The sequence below is a fragment of the Halopseudomonas xinjiangensis genome (genome assembly GCF_900104945.1).
GTDB classification, from domain to species: Bacteria; Pseudomonadota; Gammaproteobacteria; order Pseudomonadales; family Pseudomonadaceae; genus Halopseudomonas; species Halopseudomonas xinjiangensis.
The window spans coordinates 914243-934639 of sequence record NZ_LT629736.1 but is presented as its reverse complement, the minus strand read 5'-3'; the positions used below and the strand labels follow the sequence as shown (position 1 = coordinate 934639).

The 20397-nt window shown below is 55.6% G+C and carries 18 protein-coding genes; 12 read left to right on the top strand and 6 right to left on the bottom strand.

Going from position 1 to position 20397, the window contains the following annotated elements:
* Window positions 1-8 precede the first annotated feature (8 nt).
* Both BLT85_RS04200 and BLT85_RS04195 read right to left on the bottom strand, forming a co-directional pair.
* Window positions 9-935: a DUF808 domain-containing protein gene (locus BLT85_RS04200; protein ID WP_093391977.1), complete on the bottom strand. Its 927-nt coding sequence runs from the start codon at window positions 933-935 to the stop codon at window positions 9-11.
* A gap of 36 nt (window positions 936-971) precedes the next feature.
* Window positions 972-1307, bottom strand: coding sequence for a hypothetical protein (locus tag BLT85_RS04195; protein WP_093391976.1), 336 nt, complete (start codon window positions 1305-1307; stop codon window positions 972-974).
* A gap of 252 nt (window positions 1308-1559) precedes the next feature.
* On the opposite strand from BLT85_RS04195, the gene BLT85_RS04190 reads away from it, so the two are divergent.
* Both BLT85_RS04190 and BLT85_RS04185 read left to right on the top strand, forming a co-directional pair.
* Window positions 1560-2159, top strand: coding sequence for a transposase (locus tag BLT85_RS04190; protein WP_231701534.1), 600 nt, complete (start codon window positions 1560-1562; stop codon window positions 2157-2159).
* Between the two features lie 353 nt (window positions 2160-2512).
* Window positions 2513-3163 carry a hypothetical protein gene (locus tag BLT85_RS04185; RefSeq protein WP_093391975.1) on the top strand — a complete coding sequence of 217 codons (651 nt, stop codon included), beginning with the start codon at window positions 2513-2515 and terminating at the stop codon, window positions 3161-3163.
* 12 nt (window positions 3164-3175) lie between these two features.
* Here the strand turns inward: BLT85_RS04185 and BLT85_RS04180 are convergent, their stop codons facing one another.
* On the bottom strand, window positions 3176-4297 hold the full coding sequence (locus BLT85_RS04180) for a DNA-methyltransferase (RefSeq protein WP_093391974.1): 1122 nt from the start codon (window positions 4295-4297) through the stop codon (window positions 3176-3178).
* Between the two features lie 457 nt (window positions 4298-4754).
* Between BLT85_RS04180 and BLT85_RS04175 the strand changes: the two genes are divergently transcribed.
* From BLT85_RS04175 to BLT85_RS04165, 3 genes are all read left to right on the top strand, one after another.
* On the top strand, window positions 4755-5306 hold the full coding sequence (locus tag BLT85_RS04175) for a transposase (RefSeq protein ID WP_231701533.1): 552 nt from the start codon (window positions 4755-4757) through the stop codon (window positions 5304-5306).
* Between the two features lie 597 nt (window positions 5307-5903).
* Entirely contained in the window at window positions 5904-6212 is a 309-nt protein-coding gene (locus BLT85_RS04170; RefSeq protein ID WP_093391972.1) for a hypothetical protein, read from the top strand.
* A 319-nt stretch (window positions 6213-6531) separates the two neighbouring features.
* On the top strand, window positions 6532-7158 hold the full coding sequence (locus BLT85_RS04165) for a DUF2339 domain-containing protein (RefSeq protein ID WP_231701532.1): 627 nt from the start codon (window positions 6532-6534) through the stop codon (window positions 7156-7158).
* Between the two features lie 250 nt (window positions 7159-7408).
* Here the strand turns inward: BLT85_RS04165 and BLT85_RS04160 are convergent, their stop codons facing one another.
* The 3 genes from BLT85_RS04160 to BLT85_RS04150 all read right to left on the bottom strand — a co-directional run bounded on the left by BLT85_RS04160 (window position 7409) and on the right by BLT85_RS04150 (window position 11744).
* On the bottom strand, window positions 7409-9661 hold the full coding sequence (locus BLT85_RS04160; protein ID WP_157718119.1) for an nSTAND3 domain-containing NTPase: 2253 nt from the start codon (window positions 9659-9661) through the stop codon (window positions 7409-7411).
* Between the two features lie 372 nt (window positions 9662-10033).
* The gene (locus BLT85_RS04155) at window positions 10034-10576 is read right to left on the bottom strand and encodes a HEPN domain-containing protein (RefSeq protein ID WP_093391969.1); all 543 of its coding nucleotides are present in this window, start codon (window positions 10574-10576) and stop codon (window positions 10034-10036) included.
* Between the two features lies 1 nt (window position 10577).
* Entirely contained in the window at window positions 10578-11744 is a 1167-nt protein-coding gene (locus BLT85_RS04150) for a GmrSD restriction endonuclease domain-containing protein (RefSeq protein WP_093391968.1), read from the bottom strand.
* A 301-nt stretch (window positions 11745-12045) separates the two neighbouring features.
* Between BLT85_RS04150 and metG the strand changes: the two genes are divergently transcribed.
* From metG to BLT85_RS04115, 7 genes are all read left to right on the top strand, one after another.
* Complete coding sequence (gene metG, locus BLT85_RS04145) at window positions 12046-14106, top strand: methionine--tRNA ligase (protein WP_093391967.1); 2061 nt, start codon at window positions 12046-12048, stop codon at window positions 14104-14106.
* Between the two features lie 127 nt (window positions 14107-14233).
* Window positions 14234-14818 (top strand): electron transport complex subunit RsxA, encoded by a 585-nt coding sequence (gene rsxA / locus BLT85_RS04140; protein ID WP_093391966.1) that lies wholly within the window; start codon window positions 14234-14236, stop codon window positions 14816-14818.
* Between the two features lie 4 nt (window positions 14819-14822).
* The gene (rsxB, locus tag BLT85_RS04135; protein ID WP_093391965.1) at window positions 14823-15404 is read left to right on the top strand and encodes an electron transport complex subunit RsxB; all 582 of its coding nucleotides are present in this window, start codon (window positions 14823-14825) and stop codon (window positions 15402-15404) included.
* A complete protein-coding gene (gene rsxC, locus BLT85_RS04130) occupies window positions 15404-17776 on the top strand; it encodes an electron transport complex subunit RsxC (protein ID WP_093391964.1) in 2373 nt (790 codons plus the stop codon). The genes rsxB and rsxC overlap by 1 nt, the downstream gene beginning before the upstream one ends.
* On the top strand, window positions 17776-18840 hold the full coding sequence (gene rsxD / locus BLT85_RS04125; RefSeq protein ID WP_093391963.1) for an electron transport complex subunit RsxD: 1065 nt from the start codon (window positions 17776-17778) through the stop codon (window positions 18838-18840). Before rsxC ends, rsxD begins: the two co-directional genes overlap by 1 nt.
* Before the next feature lies 1 nt (window position 18841).
* Window positions 18842-19498, top strand: coding sequence for an electron transport complex subunit RsxG (gene rsxG / locus BLT85_RS04120; RefSeq protein ID WP_093391962.1), 657 nt, complete (start codon window positions 18842-18844; stop codon window positions 19496-19498).
* Complete coding sequence (locus BLT85_RS04115) at window positions 19485-20198, top strand: electron transport complex subunit E (RefSeq protein WP_093391961.1); 714 nt, start codon at window positions 19485-19487, stop codon at window positions 20196-20198. The genes rsxG and BLT85_RS04115 overlap by 14 nt, the downstream gene beginning before the upstream one ends.
* Window positions 20199-20397 lie beyond the last annotated feature (199 nt).

Below are 20397 nucleotides of genomic sequence, written 5' to 3'. Positions count from 1 at the left end.
CGGACAGGTTAGTGAGCCCGACCCTTCCCAAAAAGCCGGCTCCCCAACGTGACAACGCCGAGAATCACAGCACCAGCCAATATGCCAAACAGCGCATCGAGGAGCGTTGGCAACAGTCCGCTCATCACTGAGCCTATATACGGCAGAGCCAGGGTAAACTCGGCGCTGGTTAGAATCGCATGATGCACAGCGGTGAAGCCGTGAGTAAGAATGCCGCCACCGACCATGAACATCGCTGCCGTGCCGACGATTGAAAGGGCTTTCATCAACCAGGGCGCGATAAAGAGTATGGCCCTGCCAATACGCTTTACCACGGCGCTGGTCTTCTGGCTCAACAAGAGACCCAGATCGTCCAGCTTGACGATGCCCGCAACCAGGCCGTAAACGCCGAAGGTCATAATCAATGCAATGCCTGTCAGCACCAGGACCTGCTGCAGGAACGGCGCGTCGGCCACTGTGCCCAGCGTGATCGCGATGATTTCCGCAGACAGAATGAAGTCGGTTCTTACCGCTCCGCTGATTTTCTCCTTCTCGAAAGCCACCATATCCACATGCGGATCCGATAGCGCCTTGACGGTTTCGGCATGCTTTTCGGTATCGTCATGGAGAAATCGGTGCGCCAGTTTCTCGAAGCCTTCGTAGCAGAGGAACGCGCCGCCCAGCATCAACAAAGGCGTCACCGCCCAGGGGATGAATGCACTGATCAACAGCGCAGCAGGAACCAGGATCAGCTTGTTCCGCAAGGAGCCCTTGAACACGGCCATCACTACCGGCAACTCTCGGACCGGCTTCACACCGGTCACTTGCTGCGCGTTGAGCGCAAGGTCATCGCCCAGCACACCGGCTGTTTTCTTGGCAGCGATTTTGGTCATGATCGAGACATCGTCGAGAATGGTGGCGATATCATCGATCAGCGCAAGCAGACTGGAAGCCAAAGGGTGAATCTCCTATTCGTTGGGAGAAATTGAAGGTCAGTTCGGTCGGTCCCGGCTAGCCTGGCGATTCTCGGCACTCCTGATCGCTAATGCCCTATCCGCATCTTGACGCAGCTTGATGGCGATATCGACAGACAGATTCAACCGCCGCAGAATCCAGGGTTTCAGGTCGTAATCGAGCGAATCGGCACCTGTGTTCTCAACAGGCCAGGCCTGATGCACCGGCACATCTGGCAACGCGGCTAAATGGGGCGCGGTCAGCGCGGCGTCGATTTTCTGCGCAGCTACTTGCATCGGCTCGCTTATATCGTCTTGCTCCAGGTGCCCTCGGCGAATAAGCAGGCTCTTGATCGCCGTCAGTTGTGCAAGCAACTGGTGACCTCGAAAGAAAATCCGAGAAAATCGGGGTCAGATGAACATTTCTGGTGAGTATTCTGCCGCATTCTGTGATCTGGTCGCCGCTCGCGTTCTTCCCCGTCCTCGACGATTCCTGCCAAGATGCGCCTGCGAAACTGGAAGGGACTCAACATGGCCAGGCGGCGGCGACTTTCTTACGCAGGCATACCCCAGCATCTGATTCAATGAGGAAATAATCGCCAGGTCTGCTTTGCAGACGAGCAAGATATGCTCACCTTCGGGCAGTGGCTGTGCGACTACTCAAACGAATACAGCGTGGCCGTTCATTCGTGGGTGTTCATGACCAACCACATCCATCTACTTGCTACGCCGACCGGCCCAGACAGCATAGGATTGATGATGCAGGCATTGGGACGGCGCTATGTCCGTTATTTCAACACTCGCCACAGGCGTACCGGCACCCTGTGGGAAGGCCGCTACCGGTCCTGCCTGGTCGACTCCGATGATTACCTACTCCAGTGCCAGCGCTATATAGAACTGAACCCAGTTCGAGCAGCGATGGTCACCGCCCCGGGCGACTACCGCTGGAGCAGCTACCGAACCAACGCGTTCGGCAAAGCGTCCCGACTGGTTTCACCCCATGCTCTCTATCAACAGCTGGGAAAGACCCAAGCGGAGCGGCAGTCCGCCTATCGCCGATTATTCAAAGAAGTACTTCCGGACCACCTGGTCGAGGCGATACGTACCACCACGCTCAGCGGTCTGGCTCTGGGGAACGACAAGTTCAAACGCGAAATAGAGATTCTGAGCGGGCAATCAGTCAGCGCGGGGAAACCAGGCCGACCACCAAAGCGCCAGACAAATTAATGTTCATCTGACCCCGATTTCTCTCAAGTTCAAACGCGAGATAGAGATACTGAGCGGGAAATCAGTCAGCGCCGGGAAATCAGGTCGACCGCCGAAGAGCTAGTCGATTTAATGTTCATCCGACCCCTTTTTCACAAACGTGAAATTGAGATGCTGAGCGGGGCAAGCAGTTAGGGTGGGAAAACCAGGTCGACCACCGAGGAGCCAGTCGGAATGTTCATCTGATCTAAACCCAATTTTCGCGGATGTCGCGTTTCTAGTACAAGATAGAGTAATGTTGGCGCCATAAGCGCTGGGTAAGCATCAGCCTGCGCTCTCATCCTCACCACCTTAGACTTCAAGGAAGAATATCATTGGTCAAGAAAAATACGATTGACAGGGCCGCGTTCAACCAGAACGTCAACCTTCCGTATGACCTGCGGCTGATCGATTTTGAGCACGCAATGCAGGACGTTTACGATTTTTTTGCGGACGTTAATACGGCCCTGTCTGGTAAAGGCCTGCAACGTCTGGACGACATGACTCGCCCAGCAATCATGTCGGGTTTGATCTCTGACATGATCACTGCAGTATTAGCGAAATCCTCCCGCGCGCTCGTTGAAAACCAGTATTTCAACGGTCATCCCGATCTGATTGTTCGAGGAATCTACGCCAATGACTCCGTGAAAGCTGGAGAACAAGGAGTAGAAATCAAAAGCACGAGAAAAACAGGTGGAGCGGTTGATACGCATGGTGCGCGCACACAATGGATGTGTGTTTTCGTCTACGAGGTCGATAACGAGACCCAACCTGTCTCGGACCGCTTTCCCATGCAATTTACTGAGGTCTACATTGCGCAAGTGACAGTGGATGATTTTCGCAAAAACGCCCGAGGCGAGCTTGGCACCCGTACTGCAACCCTCCACGCAGAGGGCGTCAAAAAGCTTCGGGAAGGGTGGGTTTATAAAATCCCCTCCTATGCCTCGACTCGTGCGCCAGAGGCAAAAGCGAGAAAGAAGAGGTAAGGCTCGTCAGGCTCAGTCTTCAATGCTTTTGATACGAAGATGAGATAGCTCAGGGACCGCATTTTTTGCCAGCTGATAAAAGTCTTCGTCCAACTCCACGCCTATGCTTTTATAGCCGACAGCATTAGCGGCAGCGAGCGTCGATCCCGCCCCCATGAATGGATCGAGGACTACTCCCTCCCCAAGAGGGAGTACGCCTCTGATTAATTGACGCATGAACGCCTGAGGCTTTAGGGACGGGTGTGGCGCGATTTTCTTCTCAGTTGCTGGTGTTGGATGAGACCGTATGACATCGCCGAAAGGCTTATCCACACTGGGTCTTCTAAATCCCCCCGTTTTCCATTTTCTCAAGTTATCTTGCACTCGCCCTTCGAGTGGCCTGCGCAATACGACCCATGGTTCCCATTGAGACCTAGGCATCACCGACACGCCCTCGAACTCCTCGTGTGCGTTCTTCGGCCTATCGCCACCTCTCATGGTCATCACTTGGCGCGCGACGTATCCCCGGAGCTCTAGACCTCCGGAAGTCATCGCATCAGCGACGATGTGGGAAAGCAGAGGGTTCGACGCAATGATTACATTCGCGCCGGGCACAACGATCCGAGCAGTAAGCAAAGCAAACTTCGTAAAAAAGGCATGGAGAGCCTGACGGTCCCGATCGTCGAGGACTGTAAAACGTGGAAGCGGAGCCCTGGTATGCCCATCAAAAGATGGAGGAATTCGCCATACCCCTCCTTTACCAGCGCGAAGCTTCGTTGTCTCTTTAGCAGTGTATTCGACAAGACCGTAAGGCGGGTCGGTCACGACTGCATGTACTGAACAAGGTTCCTGCGAGGCTAACCAGTCGAAGCAGTCAGCGCGATACAAAGTGGCTTGTCCTATTTTTTCCTGTGTAAAATTACCGCCGCCGGACGAATTGATCAGGGGAAGCCCCTGCAAGCGATAACGTCCTCGCCCGGTGCGTTCAAATATCTTGGGAGTATTGAGAGCAAGGTACGAGCGGACCGAGGACGGTGATACCTGCCCTAAAGTGCGCGAGATCCCGGCGGCAATCTCCTTGGATGACGCGTCGTCGCCCAATGTATGTAGGAAAGCAATAATTGCATCACGTATGACACCGGGAGCTAAAGACATCGTTTTTCGCCTAGGATTTGGTTCGCAGACCATATCAACCTGACGTCTGGACGTCAACCAGAAGGACGTCCAGACGTCGCAAAGGATGAAGGATTGTCCGCTTAGCGTTGTGGTGTTCGTATAGCATGGCAAAAGCACACAGCTGTATAAAAACACAGTATCGATGTGATTGTCTAGCACGGAAAAGCGACCCGGAAAGTCGGCGAAAGCTGGTCAGATGAACATTGCAGGATCGGCACGGGAAATCGGGGCCGGAAATCTGGATCAGATGAACATTTCTAGGTGAGTATTCTGCCGCTTTCTGTGATCTAGTCGCCGCTCGCGTTCTTCCCCGTCCTCGGCGATTCCTGCCAAGAATTAATGAAGAATTAATGTTCATCTGACCCCGATTTCCACAGACGAGCAAGATATGTTCACCTTCGGGCAGTGGTTATGCGAATACTCAAACGAATACAGCGTGGCCGTTCATTCATGGGTGTTCATGACCAACCATATTCATCTACTTGCTACGCCGACCGGCCCGGAAAGCATAGGATTGATGATGCAGGCATTGGGGAGGCGCTATGTCCGTTATTTCAACAATCGCCACCGGCGTACCGGCACCCTGTGGGAAGGACGCTACCGGTCCTGCCTGGTCGACTCCGATGGATACCTACTCCAGTGCCAGCGCTATATAGAGCTGAACCCCGTTCGAGCAGCGATGGTGACCGTCCCGGGCGACTACCGCTGGAGCAGCTACCGAACCAACGCGTTTGGCAAAGCGTCTCGACTGGTCTCGCCCCATGCCCTCTATCAACAGCTGGGAAGCACCCAAGCGGAGCGGCAGTCCGCCTATCGCCAATTATTCAGAGAAGTACTTCCTGACCACCTGGTCGAGGCGATACGTACCACCACGCTCAGCGGTCTGGCTCTGGGGAACGATAAGTTCAAACGCGAAATAGAGATACTGAGCGGGCAATCAGTCAGCGCAGGGAAACCAGGTCGACCACCGAAGAGTCAGACGAATTAATGTTCATCTGACCTCGATTTCCGCACGGAAGCCGGCTAACCTTCATCTGACCCCAATTGCCCTACGATTTCTGCGGAGGTCAGACGAATTGATGCTCATCTGACCCCAATATTTTTTGACCCCGATTTCCCTCGAAGAGCCAGACGATTTTATTGTTCATCTGACCCCGATTTCCCTTCGAAGGGGAAAAATAAACCTGGCACCTTTTTTATGGTGTCCGTGAAACCGGGGTCAGTTCAGCTCAGCTTATCCCGTAATCGTCTGATCGCTTTTGCCGCTAATCTAGGAGAGCGGTCTGCCAGCGATTCCAGAGTGATTTCACCCTTCTGCGGGGGTCTTCGTAGACCTTCCGAGAGAACGTTCACTCCGACCGCGGCGAAAACTAGAGGTATAAACCAAAACGCTCCAGAAATCATCGGAAGCACGAACGAATGCGCGAATAAGCTCTTCTCTTTGAGTTCGCATGAAGCGTTACCGCACACGCATATACCGCGGATGACGCATTCATTGAACTGATCGATTTTCCGCTCCTCCTCGAAAAGAATTAATCTTCATCTGACCCCAATTTTTGCGGAGCTCAACCCCGTTCGAGCAGCGATGGTGACCGCTCCGGGCGACTACCGCTGGAGCAGCTACCGAACCAATGCGTTTGGCAAAGCGTCCCGACTGGTTTCGCCCCATGCACTCTATCAACAGCTGGGAAACACCCAAGCGGAGCGGCAGGTCGCCTATCGCCAATTATTCAAGGAAGTGCTTCCGGACCACTTGGTCGAGGCGATACGTACCACCACGCTCAGCGGTCTGGCTCTGGGAAACGATAAGTTCAAACGCGACATAGAGATGCTGAGCGGGCAATCAGTCAGCGCAGGGAAACCAGGACGACCACCGAAGAGCCAGACGAATTAATGTTCATCTGACCCCGATTTCCATCCTCAACAGCTGGGAAAGACCCAAGCGGAGCGGCAGTCCGCCTATCGCCGATTATTCAAAGAAGTACTTCCGGACCACCTGGTCGAGGCGATACGTACCACCACGCTCAGCGGTCTGGCTCTGGGGAACGATAAGTTCAAACGCGAAATAGAGATGCTGAGCGGCCAATCAGTCAGCGCAGGGAAACCGGGTCGACCACCGAAGAGCCAGACGAATTAATGTTCATCTGACCCCGATTTCTCACAATTGGGTCGGATTCGTGTTTACCTTCGGCATCACCTGCGCGTGGTGCCTGATGCAGTACCGTCCCGAACACTACATGTCAGCTCAGCTGTTCATAGCGGCCTTCTTCGCTCTGTACCTGGCTGTCTCGATTCTGTTCGCGCTCCGCCAGCCACCCAGGCTGAGAGGGCTGGTAGACGGCAGCCTGGTGTTTGGCTTGCCCATCGTCGTATTCGGATTGCAGTACGCCCTGCTCGAACATACCGATCACGGTATCGAACTCAGCGCTGTCGTGCTGGCTGCAGTCTATCTGGCGATTGCCGCAGCGCTTCGGCGCCCCGAGGATCACCCATTGCGCCTGCTGTACGAGTCCTTTCTCGGGCTAGGCATTCTGTTTGCGACACTGGCCGTCCCGCTCGCACTGGATGCCGAGTGGACATCGGCCACCTGGGCGATCGAGGCAACAGGGCTGGTATGGATAGGTCTGCGCCAGGGGCAGCTTCTGCCGCGCCTTGCCGGCTACCTGCTGTATCTGCTCGCAGCGGCAGCGCTGGTACTGATTGGGGGAGTAGAAACAGGTACCACGCCATTACTGCAGGGCGACTTCATTGGCCTCACGATACTGGCGGCATCCGCCCTGTTTATCGCTTACCTATCGGACCGGCACGCGTCTAGTGTTGACGAATCGCGGGGCAGATGAAGGTTTTCGAAACCGGCTGACTTTCATCTGAAGCCGATGGCTCCTTGATCAGCGAGCGGGGCCGTGAACTGGCGCAAGGATGTTGCTACCGGAGAGGGAAAGATAAATCTGTCCCCTTTTCCGTTTTTCCGTGTGCCACCTTTTCCCGTGGCGTACGTGACGCCGTTAGAGTATGAACGATTGCACACTGTCCCTTAGGCCGGTGTCCGTGGAAATCGGGGTCAGTTCAATCTTTCTTTTTTCGCGTAAACTATGATTTTTCAAACAGGTCATCGATCTCGTCGATGATGAGACCTATTGGTCCTTCTACGCTGCGATCGCCAGTGTCAAAGGTATTCTCGAAATACCTGTCTAGCTCGTAAGCAATATCGTAACAACCGACTATCTCGGAAATGTTTGTTTGGTCGTAGGAAATCCCCAGCTCATCCAGCTTTCCCGCGAGCAAATGCTCAAGCTCTTGCTTTGCTGAGTCGTAGTCACCGTACTGGACCTTTGAAAACGCATCGTTTGCTTCAACGAATTCGAGAAAGTTCTCGGAAATGAGGCTAAAGACGTGACTCCTAACGACATCACCTACTGCTGTGTATTCTTCAAAGCCTTTAGGGAACTTTTCAATGAGCTCCGAGATCGACCTTATTTCTTCATCGGAGCTAGCAAATTGGTAATGAGCACTGACAAACTTTGCAGCGTCCAGCGGTGCGATCAGTTCAACCTCGACCGCCCACTTCATCGCTACAAATGAATCCTCACTAATTTCGCCATGCCGAGCCGCTATCAAATGTAAAACCGCAGCTTGAATTTCTGACTCATCTCGAGCGCCCTCGCCAAACAACTCTATGTAAATTCTAATTAATTTAGAGATATAAGAACACCTCAAACCCTCATACCCACTGACATGGGCATTCTTCAGGAGCGCTCGGCAAATTTGCTTATACTGAGCATAGGAAACATATTCCCATCTTCTCAAGCTGATAAGCGTGTATAGCGACATCGTAGTTTTCAAACACATCAAAGCCGTCTGAATCGAAGCCACGTCACGTGAGTAACGTCGCAAAACATAATCGCCAATTGAAGGGTTGAACAGATCTATCGTTTGTAGACCGACCGAAGACACTGTCCTATTTAGAAACGAGCCAGTGAGTACACGCAAGCTAGTCAGATAGTCTCTTCTACCTTGCAAGCTTTGACTGCTCGGCAACGACACGAAGCACTGATACGCCTCTGCTAATTGACTTTCGTGGATTGCATAACCGTGCAATACAACAAAAAGAACCAGTGCTCTGCCAAAGTCATCTAGTTGCACGCTAAATGGGTTATCCCATATCTGAGATGGATCATCAAGAGAGGCAACGACGTACTGCCAATAAGCATCTGCAGGACAATTTTCTAACCTTGCTGGATCGGTGATATAGCTAATTAATCGCGGATTGAAATTACGATGGGAGATAACGGCTCTGTATCTTTTGTCAACATATAACTGCTCGACGTAATCATCACCAATACCTGAATGATAAATGTGGTTGTAAAGGATTTTGGCCTTATCTATCTCAGATAGAGACTTGATTCTCAATTCAAACTCATTCCGCTTCAGATTGTCGTGCTCAAAGCTATCGAATAGTAGTTTTCCTTGATTTAGGATAGTGCTTCTAGAGGTAAGCACAAACCGCATTTTTTTGTTCGCGGAAATCCGTCTTATGAATTGCGTAACTTGACTACCTTCGTGCCCCCGCAGCGCATCAAGGTAGTTCCGACCTAGAAAATCGTCGAAATAAAATATCTGCTTGGCGTTAGCATTGAATACTGACTCTACCTCCTTAATGTCGTCGGAAACCTTGTAATACTCGTATCCTTCAGCCACGTACTTTAAACAGAGGTGATTTGCGAGCGTAGTTTTTCCGACACCCGGCTCACCAGAGATGATCAGAACCCCCAATTTTTCAAGAATTGTTAGCGCACGCTCATGGTTATATGTAATCGCGTACATCCTTGACGTGCTGACAATCTCCTTTAGAGAATGCTCGCTTCTTCCGATTAGGGCGCTACTGAATACATTGGCTATCACAGACGCGCTGTGTAGCCAAAGTTTATAGTGTCGCCTTTCGACTGCAGGGTGCTTACTCAGCAAATCATTCAAATCCTCCTTTCCGTATATATCACTCTCAGAGGAAATATAGGGAGCGAAAATTTTGAATATTTCCTCTTTATCACTTCTGGATAACGGATTAGAAACTGCAAATATATATTTTTCTGGATTTAACTTTTCTAATTTCGGTTTCTCGGCCTTCTTGAGAGTCCGTATCAGATTTCCAAGTGGCGTACTACTCCAATGTTTGCACTGAAGTATCACTTCTTTACCGGAGCTTGAAAAAAAACGTCCGTCCACACCGGAATCTCTGCCGGGCTTAAATCGTTCGATTCTGTGTCCGTGCACAACCCCCAGAAGGTCGGCACAAAACACCTCGAACTCTTTATCATTCAACTGTCGAAAATCGTAGTCGGACACCAATCAATCTCCTTCCGCACAGAAATAGCGTCGATTTCAACGGCGCGACTCGATTCGCTTGCCTGGAGCTATGCGCCTTGGCTTCTGTGATTCCCCTGATGAGTTAACTTGCGCTGCCATCAACGTTGAAGAAGCCCAAGCGAGAATGTTGGCATCCGGTAAACGACTTGGCTATGGGATTGATCTGCTTTCATATGTTCAGCCGATTTTATATTTAAGGTCGGTGCTTTAGCTTCCAAGACGCATCCTCCACCCTTGACACTGACGCTGTGCCCTTGCAGCCAAGCGTAATTTGTTCAAAAATACAGCCTTGCTATTTTAATTATAACGTAGCACCTTAGTCGCTCCGCCGTTCGGCTTCGACTGATGATGCTACCGTTTCAGAACTTGCTCGATGAAATCAACAAACGGCACACTATTGCCGTACAGCTCCAAAATTTCATCCGTGGTCTTGTTATCGAGATTATACGCAGCAAAGTTACTGTGCACCAGAATATTTCTTAAATGCCCTATCTCTAAAAAGGACTTCATTGAAAGATCCAGGGCTGGCGAATCTTTTATCGTAGCTTCGACGGCTTTTTTGAAGTCATCCCCAAAAAGCGCAAAGAAACTATTAGCATTCTTTCCAGGTTTATCCGGATTCCCTTTCTCGCCCCATGTAAAGTATGTATGATATTGCATTCCTATAGCTTTTTTCTTGAAAAAGTTGATAGCACATATATCGTTATTAGTCTTTTCTTCCACAAATTTTGTCAATATGTCCTGTATTCTGTGTTCGAAATAACTTGCCGATGAAAGAACGATAACTTTCTTGAAGTACTTATTCACATCACTGGAAAGAGATGGCTGCGAATTCTCGTTGAGAAACTCAACGATCGAATGATATTCGCTATTAAGAACATCGACTGGCGTCATGTTAGTTTAATATTTCTTTAGCTTTATTGATTCTGAGCATCACGTTCTTCGCACTAGCAGTCTCGGATTGCGTTGCATTAATAAACTCCTGATCCTCTTTTAGCGCCTCCGACTTCCCTGCATCAATATCCAATATTTCCAAGTTTTTGTTCCGAAAAGCAGCAGAGCAGGCCGCGACAAATATCGATTCATAAACAGAGATATTGAATCGTCCGGTTTTACTATGAAATAACTTAGCGCCCGCCTCGCCAGCCTTATCAATAAAGGCTTCGAATAGCTTTTCCAGATATTCTATATTTTCTTTCGGATAGGACTTAGCTATGAACGAAAACTTGTTTAAAAACCTCGTCATAGATGGCTGGTAATTCTCACCTTCTATTAGCATCGCGAATCCTCGGAGGAGAATCTCTACATCCTTCATGTTCAAATCTGGCACTTCCGAGGGAGTCAGTCCTCTCCATTTTTTCAGCAAGTTGGCGCGGTAAAGCATATCGTAAAAGTCTGAATGGAAAAGACTCGTTCTAATTTCTTGAGGCTTTAGATTTACCCCTCCAGAATTTAGGCGGTTGAATACTTCAAATACAACAGAGTGATCATCATTCGGAGCATTCTGTTTTATTATGATATTCCTTATAGTCCTTAGCTCTAGCGATATTCGATCATCTTCATCAAGCGTAGAATAATTTTTCCCGTTGAATTTATTTTTTTGATTTGGCTGACTCGTCGGCAAACTTAGATTGAAATCTAGAAAGTATTCGTTGTCACTTAAAACATGCTCAGGGATCCCCTTATTTTCATCAAAAATAACCCTCAGCTCTTGTCTCTTTTCCTTTCGTGGAAACCTTTTTTTCATAAAATAATATATGGTCATATATCTCTGCTGACCATCTATCACGGTAAATCTGTTTTTTGCTTCCTCGTATAAGAATATCTGGGGCACAGGAATACCGATCAGGATCGACTCAATCAGCTTCGAAGCCCTTTTTATGTCCCATACATAGTTTCTCTGAAAACCCGGAATTTTAACGACACCAGAGCCAATGAAATCGAATAAGGTTTTAACGTTAAAATCATTGGGCGATGCTGAAATGTCATATTCTGTGAAACTTATATCTTCTGATGATCCGAAGTCATCCTCAGCATCAATCCATGCAATCTCATCGCTCATACAAGCTCCCTAGCGTTGGTCTCGGGCGTAACAGTCTTTATTGGACTACTTCAAGTAGCATGCAGCCTCACTCAAAGATGATTTCATTTTCCGTCGAAAAATGTCCATCTTGAAGCTTTATATAGAGGAGCGTCTATGGCGTCCATTCCCCCCCCAGAGGATATTACAACGAAAGTCCTTTTCCAACGCGGCGCGGGCCCTTCTCTTGCCGAGCAGGGACTTAGACGCTCCCCCCACCCCTTCCCCATCTGCTATCATCCCAACCCTTTCCCCGTTCAACCGCAAAGAACCCAAAACGCCCATGCCCAGTACCGCCAAGCCTCGCCAGATCCTCGTTACCAGCGCCCTGCCCTACGCCAACGGCTCGATCCATTTGGGGCATATGCTGGAGTACATTCAGACGGATATCTGGGTGCGGTTTCAGAAGCTGCGCGGTAACCAGGCAGTGTATGTCTGTGCGGACGATGCGCATGGTTCGGCGATCATGCTACGTGCCGAAAAGGAAGGCATCACGCCGGAGCAGTTGATTGCCAACGTGCAGGCCGAGCACAGTGCGGACTTTGCCGATTTTCTGGTGGCGTTCGACAACTTCCATTCGACCCATTCGGACGAGAACCGGGTGCTGTCGGAGCTGATCTACAAGCGGCTGAACGATGCCGGACACATCGCTACCCGTTCGGTGACGCAGTACTTCGACCCCGAGAAGGGCATGTTCCTGGCGGACCGCTTTATCAAGGGCACCTGCCCCAAGTGCGCGGCGGAAGATCAGTACGGCGACAACTGCGAAAAGTGCGGCGCGACCTACGAGCCCACCGAGCTGAAGGACCCGCGCTCGGCCATTTCCGGCGCCACGCCGGTGCTGAAGGATTCCAAGCACTTCTTCTTCAAGCTGCCCGACTTTCAGGCGATGTTGCAGGAGTGGACGCGCAGCGGCACGCTGCAGGATGCGGTGGCCAACAAGATTGCCGAGTGGCTGGACAGCGGCCTGCAGGAGTGGGACATCAGCCGTGATGCGCCCTACTTCGGCTTCGAGATTCCCGGCGAGCCGGGCAAGTACTTCTATGTATGGCTGGATGCGCCGATCGGCTACATGGCCAGCTTCAAGAACCTGTGCGACCGCACGCCGGAGCTGGACTTCGATGCGTTCTGGGGCAAGGACTCGACCGCCGAGCTGTATCACTTCATTGGGAAGGACATCGTCAACTTCCATACGCTGTTCTGGCCGGCGATGCTCGAGGGCGCGGGCTTCCGCAAGCCGACCGCGGTCAATGTGCACGGCTACCTGACGGTGAACGGTCAGAAGATGTCCAAGTCGCGCGGCACCTTTATCAAGGCGCGCACCTACCTGGATCACCTGAACCCGGAATACCTGCGCTATTACTACGCGGCCAAGCTCGGCCGTGGCGTGGAAGATCTGGACCTGAACCTGGAAGACTTCGTGCAGAAGGTCAATTCGGACCTGGTCGGCAAGGTGGTGAACATCGCCAGCCGCTGCGCAGGCTTCATTCATAAGGGCAACGGCGGCGTGATGGTCGATGCCAACCCGGCGCCGGAGCTGACCGAGGCGTTCGCCGCCGCAGCCCCGAGCATTGCCGAGGCCTACGAGAAGCGCGACTTCTCTCGCGCCATGCGCGAGATCATGGCGCTGGCAGACAAGGCCAATGCGTACATTGCCGACAAGGCGCCCTGGGCGCTGAACAAGATCGAAGGCAAGCAGGACGAAGTGCAGGCGATCTGCTCGCTGGGCATCAACCTGTTCCGCCAGCTGGTGACCATGCTCAAACCCGTATTGCCGACGCTGGCTTCGCAGGCCGAGCAGTTCCTCAATGTTGAGCCGCTGGCCTGGACCGATCTGGACACGCTGCTGACCAATCACCAGCTCAACGCCTTCCAGCCGTTGATGACGCGCATCGAGCCGGCGAAGATCGAGGCGATGGTGGCTGCATCGAAGGAGGATTTGGCCGCTTCGTCGACCGATTCCGGTACCGCGCAGGCGACCGGCAACGGTGAGCTGACCAAGGAGCCGCTGGCACCTGAGATCAACTTCGATGCGTTCTCGGCAGTCGATCTGCGTATCGCGTTGGTCGAGAAGTGCGAGTTCGTCGAGGGTGCGGACAAGTTGCTGCGCCTGACGCTGGATATCGGCGATGCCAAGCGCAACGTGTTCTCCGGCATCAAGAGCGCTTACCCGGACCCGAGCAAGCTGGAAGGCCGGCTGGTGCTGTACGTGGCCAACCTGGCGCCGCGCAAGATGAAGTTCGGCATCAGCGAAGGCATGGTCCTGGCGGCCGGCCCCGGTGGCTCGGACATCTACCTGCTCAGCCCGGATAGCGGCGCCAAGCCCGGCCAGCGTGTCATGTAATCAGCGCGTGAAGTAACCAAGGCCGCTCGGGTAACCGCGCGGCCTTTGTGCTTCGCGTGCGGGGCTCCAGACGGTATACTCCGGCGCGGCCTCGTGCCGGCCTCTTTTCCATTCTGGGTTGGGTGACATGACGGAATTTGCCCTGATTCTGATCAGTACCATTCTGGTCAACAATTTCGTGCTGGTGCAGTTTCTCGGGCTGTGTCCGTTCATGGGCGTGTCTGGCAAGCTGGAGACGGCGATCGGCATGTCGATGGCAACCACCTTCGTGCTCACGCTGGCGTCCATCCTCAGTTACCTGACCTTCCAGTACCTGCTGGTGCCGTTCGGCCTGGAATTCCTGCGGACCATCTCGTTCATTCTGGTGATCGCCGTGGTCGTGCAGTTCACCGAGATGGTGGTGCACAAAACCAGCCCCCTGCTCTACCGTGTGCTGGGTATCTTCCTGCCGCTGATCACCACCAACTGCGCGGTGCTCGGCGTGGCGCTGCTCAACACCAACCGGGCCGAGCAGACCTTCATGAAATCGGCCATCTATGGGCTGGGCGCGGCGGTGGGCTTCTCGCTGATCCTGATTCTGTTCGCCGGTCTGCGCGAGCGCATCGCCATTGCCGACGTACCCGTTCCGTTCCGTGGCGCCGCCATCGGCATGATCACTGCCGGGCTGATGTCGCTGGCGTTCATGGGTTTTACCGGCCTGATCAGGTTGTAATGCCATGAGTATCGTCGTTACCGCCATTCTGGTTGTGCTGGCCCTGGCCGTCGTGTTCGGCGCGATCCTTGGTTACGCCGCCATTCGCTTCAAGGTTGACGGCGACCCGATCGTCGACCAGATCAACAACCTGCTGCCGCAGACCCAGTGCGGCCAGTGCGGCCACCCTGGCTGCAAGCCCTACGCCGAAGGCATCGCCAATGGCGAGCCGATCAACAAGTGCCCGCCCGGTGGCGAGTCGACCATTCAGGCGCTGGCCGATCTGCTGGACGTGGAACCGTTGCCACTGGATGCCGAACACGGCGAAGAGAAGCCGCGCACCGTCGCCTACATTCGCGAGGCCGAATGCATCGGCTGCACCAAGTGCATCCAGGCCTGCCCGGTCGATGCGATCCTCGGCGCGGCCAAGCAGATGCATACGGTGATCGTCGATGAATGCACCGGTTGCGACCTATGCGTGGAGCCCTGCCCGGTCGACTGCATCGACATGGTGCCGCTGCCAACCACACCGGCCACCTGGAAGTGGGACTACCCACTGCCCGGCGAAACCCTGATCGCCACCGACGCCCAACGAGGTGCCGCCTGATGCAAGCCGCTCCCATCCGTATCTGGGATATTCCAGGCGGCATTCACCCGGAAGAACACAAGACCGAGTCGACCCAGCGCGGGATGGAAGCCGCGCCCATGCCGAGCCGGCTGATTCTGCCGTTGCAGCAGCATATCGGCGCGCGTGCCGAGCCCGTGGTGCAGGTGGGCGATACGGTGCTCAAGGGCCAGTTGCTCGCTGAAGCCAGCGGCATGGTCAGCTGCCCGCTGCACGCGCCGACCTCCGGCACAGTGACAGCGATTGGACCTGCGCCCTACCCGCATGCGTCCGGACTGGAAGAATGGGCGATCACAATCGAGCCGGACGGCAAGGATCAGTGGACCGAGCTCGACCCAGTCGCCGACTACAGCGCGCTGGAGCCGGCCACACTGACCGAGATCATCCGCGAGGCCGGGATCGCCGGGCTGGGTGGCGCGGGCTTTCCGACGGCGGCTAAGCTACGCGCCCGACCCGAGCAGAAGATCCATACGCTGATCATCAACGGGACCGAGTGCGAGCCGTACATCACCGCCGATGACACGGCGATGCGCTACAAGAGCGCCGAGATCGTCGCTGGTATCGAGATTCTTGCGCACATTCTGCAGCCGGAGACGGTGCTGATCGGCATCGAGGACAACAAGCCCGAAGCCATCGAGGCGATGCGCGCCGCCTGCGAAGGCAAGGCGATGCAGGTGGTGTCGTTCCCGACCAAATACCCGAGCGGCGGCGAGAAGCAGCTGATCCAGATTCTCACCGGCAAGGAAGTGCCCAGCGGCGGCCTGCCGGCGGATATCGGCATGGTCTGCCAGAACATCGGCACCATGATTGCGGTGCATGACGCGGTGCTGCTCGGCCAGCCGCTGGTCAAGCGCATCACCACGCTGACCGGCGCCGCGCTACAGCGCCCGACCAATGTCGAGGCGCTGATCGGCACGCCGATTCATGAGCTGCTGGCCTTCGCCGGGTTGCAGGCAGACAAGCTGTATCGGCTGGTCATGGGCGGGCCGATGATGGGCTTCACGCTGCAGAGCATGGACGCGCCCATCGTCAAGACCACCAACTGCCTGCTCGCCGGCACTCTGGAAGAGCTCCCCCCGCCTCCGGTGGCGCAGCCGTGCATTCGCTGCGGCTTCTGCTCGGAAGTGTGCCCGGCCAACCTGCTGCCGCAGCAGCTGCACTGGTTTGCGCTGGGCAAGGAATACGAGCAGCTCAATCGGCTCAACCTGTTCGACTGCATCGAGTGCGGCGCCTGTTCGTACGTGTGCCCGAGCAGCATTCCGCTGGTGCAGTACTACCGCGCCTCCAAGGCGGAAATCCGCGCGCTGGATCTGCAGGCGCACAAGGCCGACCACTCCAAGCAACGCTTCGAGCAGCGCCAGGCGCGGTTGCAGCGCGAGGCCGAGCAGAAGGAGTTGGAGCGCCAGCAGCGCGCCGAAAAGGCCGCGCGCCTCAAAGCAGCCAAGGAAGCCGAAGCGGCCGAAGCCTCGGCTGCACCGCCAGTGTCCGCGCCGGACGTCGAGCGCGTCGAGGCGCAGAAGCCCAGCGGACTGTCGCCTGAACAGAAGCAGCTGAAGATCGCTGCTGCGACCGCGCAAATGGCGCTGAAAAAGGCGCAGAAGCAAATCGCTTCCAACCCGGACAACGTCGACCTGCAGGCGCAAATTCCGGTACTGGAACAGGCCTGGAAGGATGCGCAGGCCGCGTTCGATGCCGCTGCCGGCGATACTTCAGTCAAGCCGACGCCACCTCCCGCCGCAGCACCGGCAGATGATGAAGCCAAGCGCCTGAAGATCGAAGCCGCCATGGCCCGCGCGGCGCTGAAAAAAGCCGAACGCGCCGCGGGCGACACGCCGACCGAAGAGCAGGAAAAGGAACTCTATGCCCTGCGCGAGCAGGTAGCAGTCGCCGAAGCGCGCCTGCCGAAAGACGAGCCAGCGAAGAAGCCGGTGGACGAGAATCTGAAGAAGGCCAAGGTCGAGCTGGCCATGGCCAAGGCTGAACTGAAGAAGGCGGAGAAAGCGCTGGCAGCCAACCCGGATGACGCCGAGCTGCAGCAATCAATCGAGCCGCTGCGTCAGCGCCAGCTCGAGGCCTTGCGCGCACTGGAGCAGGCGGAAGCCAGCAGCCCCATTCCGCCGCCTGAGCGCCAGTTGGTCGACAAGAAGCCGGTTGATGAAACCCTGCGCCAGCTGAAGACCGACATGGCCACGGCCAAGGCCGCGTTCAAGAAGGCCGAACGCGACGTGCAGGACGCGCGCGACGACGGTGGCGACATCGATGCTGCCGAAGCGCAGTTGCTCAACACCCGCGAGGCGCTGGACAAGGCCGCCAAGGCCTTCGCCGAGTACATGTCTGCCAAGGAGACGCGCTGATGGCGCTGGTTCGCATCACCTCGCCGCACGCGCGAGGCAATAACCGCACGCAGACCATCATGCTCTGGGTCCTCGGCGCGACGTTGCCTGGCGTGGCGGTGATGACCTGGCTGTTCGGCATCGGCACGCTGGTCAACATCGTGTTGGCGAGCGTATTCGCGCTGCTTACCGAGGCGCTGATCCTCAAGTTGCGCAAGCGTCCGGTGGGCTTCTTTCTGAGTGACGGCAGCGCGCTGGTCACTGCCTGGTTGCTGGCACTCGCATTGCCACCCTATGTGCCGTGGTGGGTGGTGCTGGTGGCGACCGCGGTGGCGATCATCTTTGGCAAGCAGCTGTATGGCGGGCTGGGGCAGAACCCGTTCAATCCGGCGATGATCGGCTACGCGGTGGTGCTGATCTCCTTCCCGGTCGAGATGACCACCTGGCCGATCGCCCGCGGCGCCGAGGCGCTGGCGGATATTTCCGCTGCGCTGCCGTCGATCACCGAGGCGCTGCAGCGCGTATTCGGCAGCGGCCAGCCGATCGATGCCTGGGCCGTGGCCACGCCGTTGGATATTCTCAAGAACAACAAAGCGCTGACCATCGCCGAGCTGGAAGCGGCGCGCCCGGTGTTTGGCTCGTTAGGTGGCTTTGGCTGGGAGTGGGTCAACCTGGCCTATCTGGTCGGCGGGCTGGTGCTGATCTACAAGCGCATCATCAGCTGGCATGCGCCGGCCGGCATGCTCGGCGCGCTGTTCGTGATGAGCCTGCTGTTCTGGGGCGGCTCGGGGTCGGATTCCAACGGCTCGCCACTGTTTCACCTGTTCAGCGGTGCGGCGATGTTCGGTGCGTTCTTTATCGTCACCGACCCGGTTTCCGGGGCCACCAGCAAGCTGGGGCGCATCGTGTTTGGCGCCGGCGTCGGCATTCTGGTGTACGTGATTCGCGCCTGGGGCGGCTATCCGGACGCGGTCGCCTTCGGCGTATTGCTGATGAACCTGGCCGCACCGACCATCGACTACTACACCACCCCGCGAACCTACGGCCACAGCAAGGCGCCGCGCGGCATGGGCAAGGCGGACTGACATGGAAAACCCGATCACAGCCGGCGGTTCGGTCCTGCGCAACAGCGTCATCCTTGGCGTGTTCGCCATGGTCACGGTGGGGCTGATCGCTGTTACCCAGCAAGGCACCGCCGGGCGCATCGCCGACGAACAACGTCGTGCGCAAATGAGCGCATTGGTCGAGATTCTGCCGCACTCGGAGCATGACAACGACCTGCTGGAAGACACCTTTGTCGTCGAGGACCAGAAATACCTCAACCTGCCCCGCCCCTCCGTGGCCTACCGTGGACGGCAGGATGGCGAGGTGGTTGCGGTGATCCTGCCGGTGATCGCGCCGGATGGTTACAGCGGGCGGATCGACATGATGGTGGGCATTCGCGCCAATGGCGACGTAGCCGGGGTGCGGGTGCTCAGCCACCGTGAAACGCCGGGGCTGGGTGACAAGATCGAGCGCGCCAAAAGTGAGTGGATTTTGAGCTTCAATGGCACCAGCCTGAGCATGCCCGAGCCGGACGGCTGGGCGGTGAAGAAGGATGGCGGCGAGTTCGACTCCTTCACCGGTGCGACCATCACCCCCCGCGCTGTGGTGCAGGCGGTGTATCGTGCCCTGCAGTACTTCGAAGAAAACCGTGCCCAGCTGCTGCAGCTGGAACAGGAGCCTACTAGTGGCCAGTACTGAGTTCACCGACATCACCGCTGACGGCCTGTGGCATAACAACCCCGGGCTGGTTCAGTTGCTCGGCTTGTGCCCGCTGCTGGGTGTGAGCAGCACGGCGGTCAATGCGCTGGGCCTGGGCATTGCGACCATTCTGGTACTGACCGGCTCGAACCTGGCGGTGTCGCTGATCCGCAGTGCGGTGACCGACGCTGTCCGTTTGCCGGCGTTCGTCATGATCATCGCCGCGCTGACCACCTGTATCGAACTGCTGATGCAGGCGTTCACCTTCGAGCTGTATCAGATTCTCGGTATCTTCATTCCGCTGATCGTGACCAACTGCGCCATTCTTGGCCGGGCGGATGCCTATGCCTCGAAGAACCCGATCCTGCCGTCGCTGACCGATGGCTTCATGATGGGTCTGGGGTTTGCGCTGGTGCTGCTGGTGCTGGGCATGCTGCGTGAACTGGTCGGCTTTGGGCGGTTGTTCGGCGGCATGGAATTGCTGCTTGGGCCGATGGCGGCGAGCTGGGAAGTGGTGGTGTTTCCGAATTACAAGGAAGTGCTGTTCGTGATCCTGCCGCCGGGGGCGTTCATTTTCATGGGGTTGTTGATTGCCATGAAGAATGGGATCGATGCGCATATCAAGGCGCGGGCGGCGGCGAATGCGGCGAAACCGGTTGGTGGAGCCAAGCGGGTGCGGGTGACCGGGACGATCGGTTGAGATCGGGCGGGGTTGCTACCACTTCTACCCCCGGTGTTTGTAGGAGCGCACCCGGCCGCGAAGAAGAACGCACCAAACCCCTTCGCGCCCAGGTGCGCTCCTACATCCGAAGCGCCCGCCCTCGTAGGAGCGGGCATGACCGCGAAGAAGGATGCTCGGACTCCGCTTTCGTGCCAGGTCCGCTCCTACATTGGGGGCT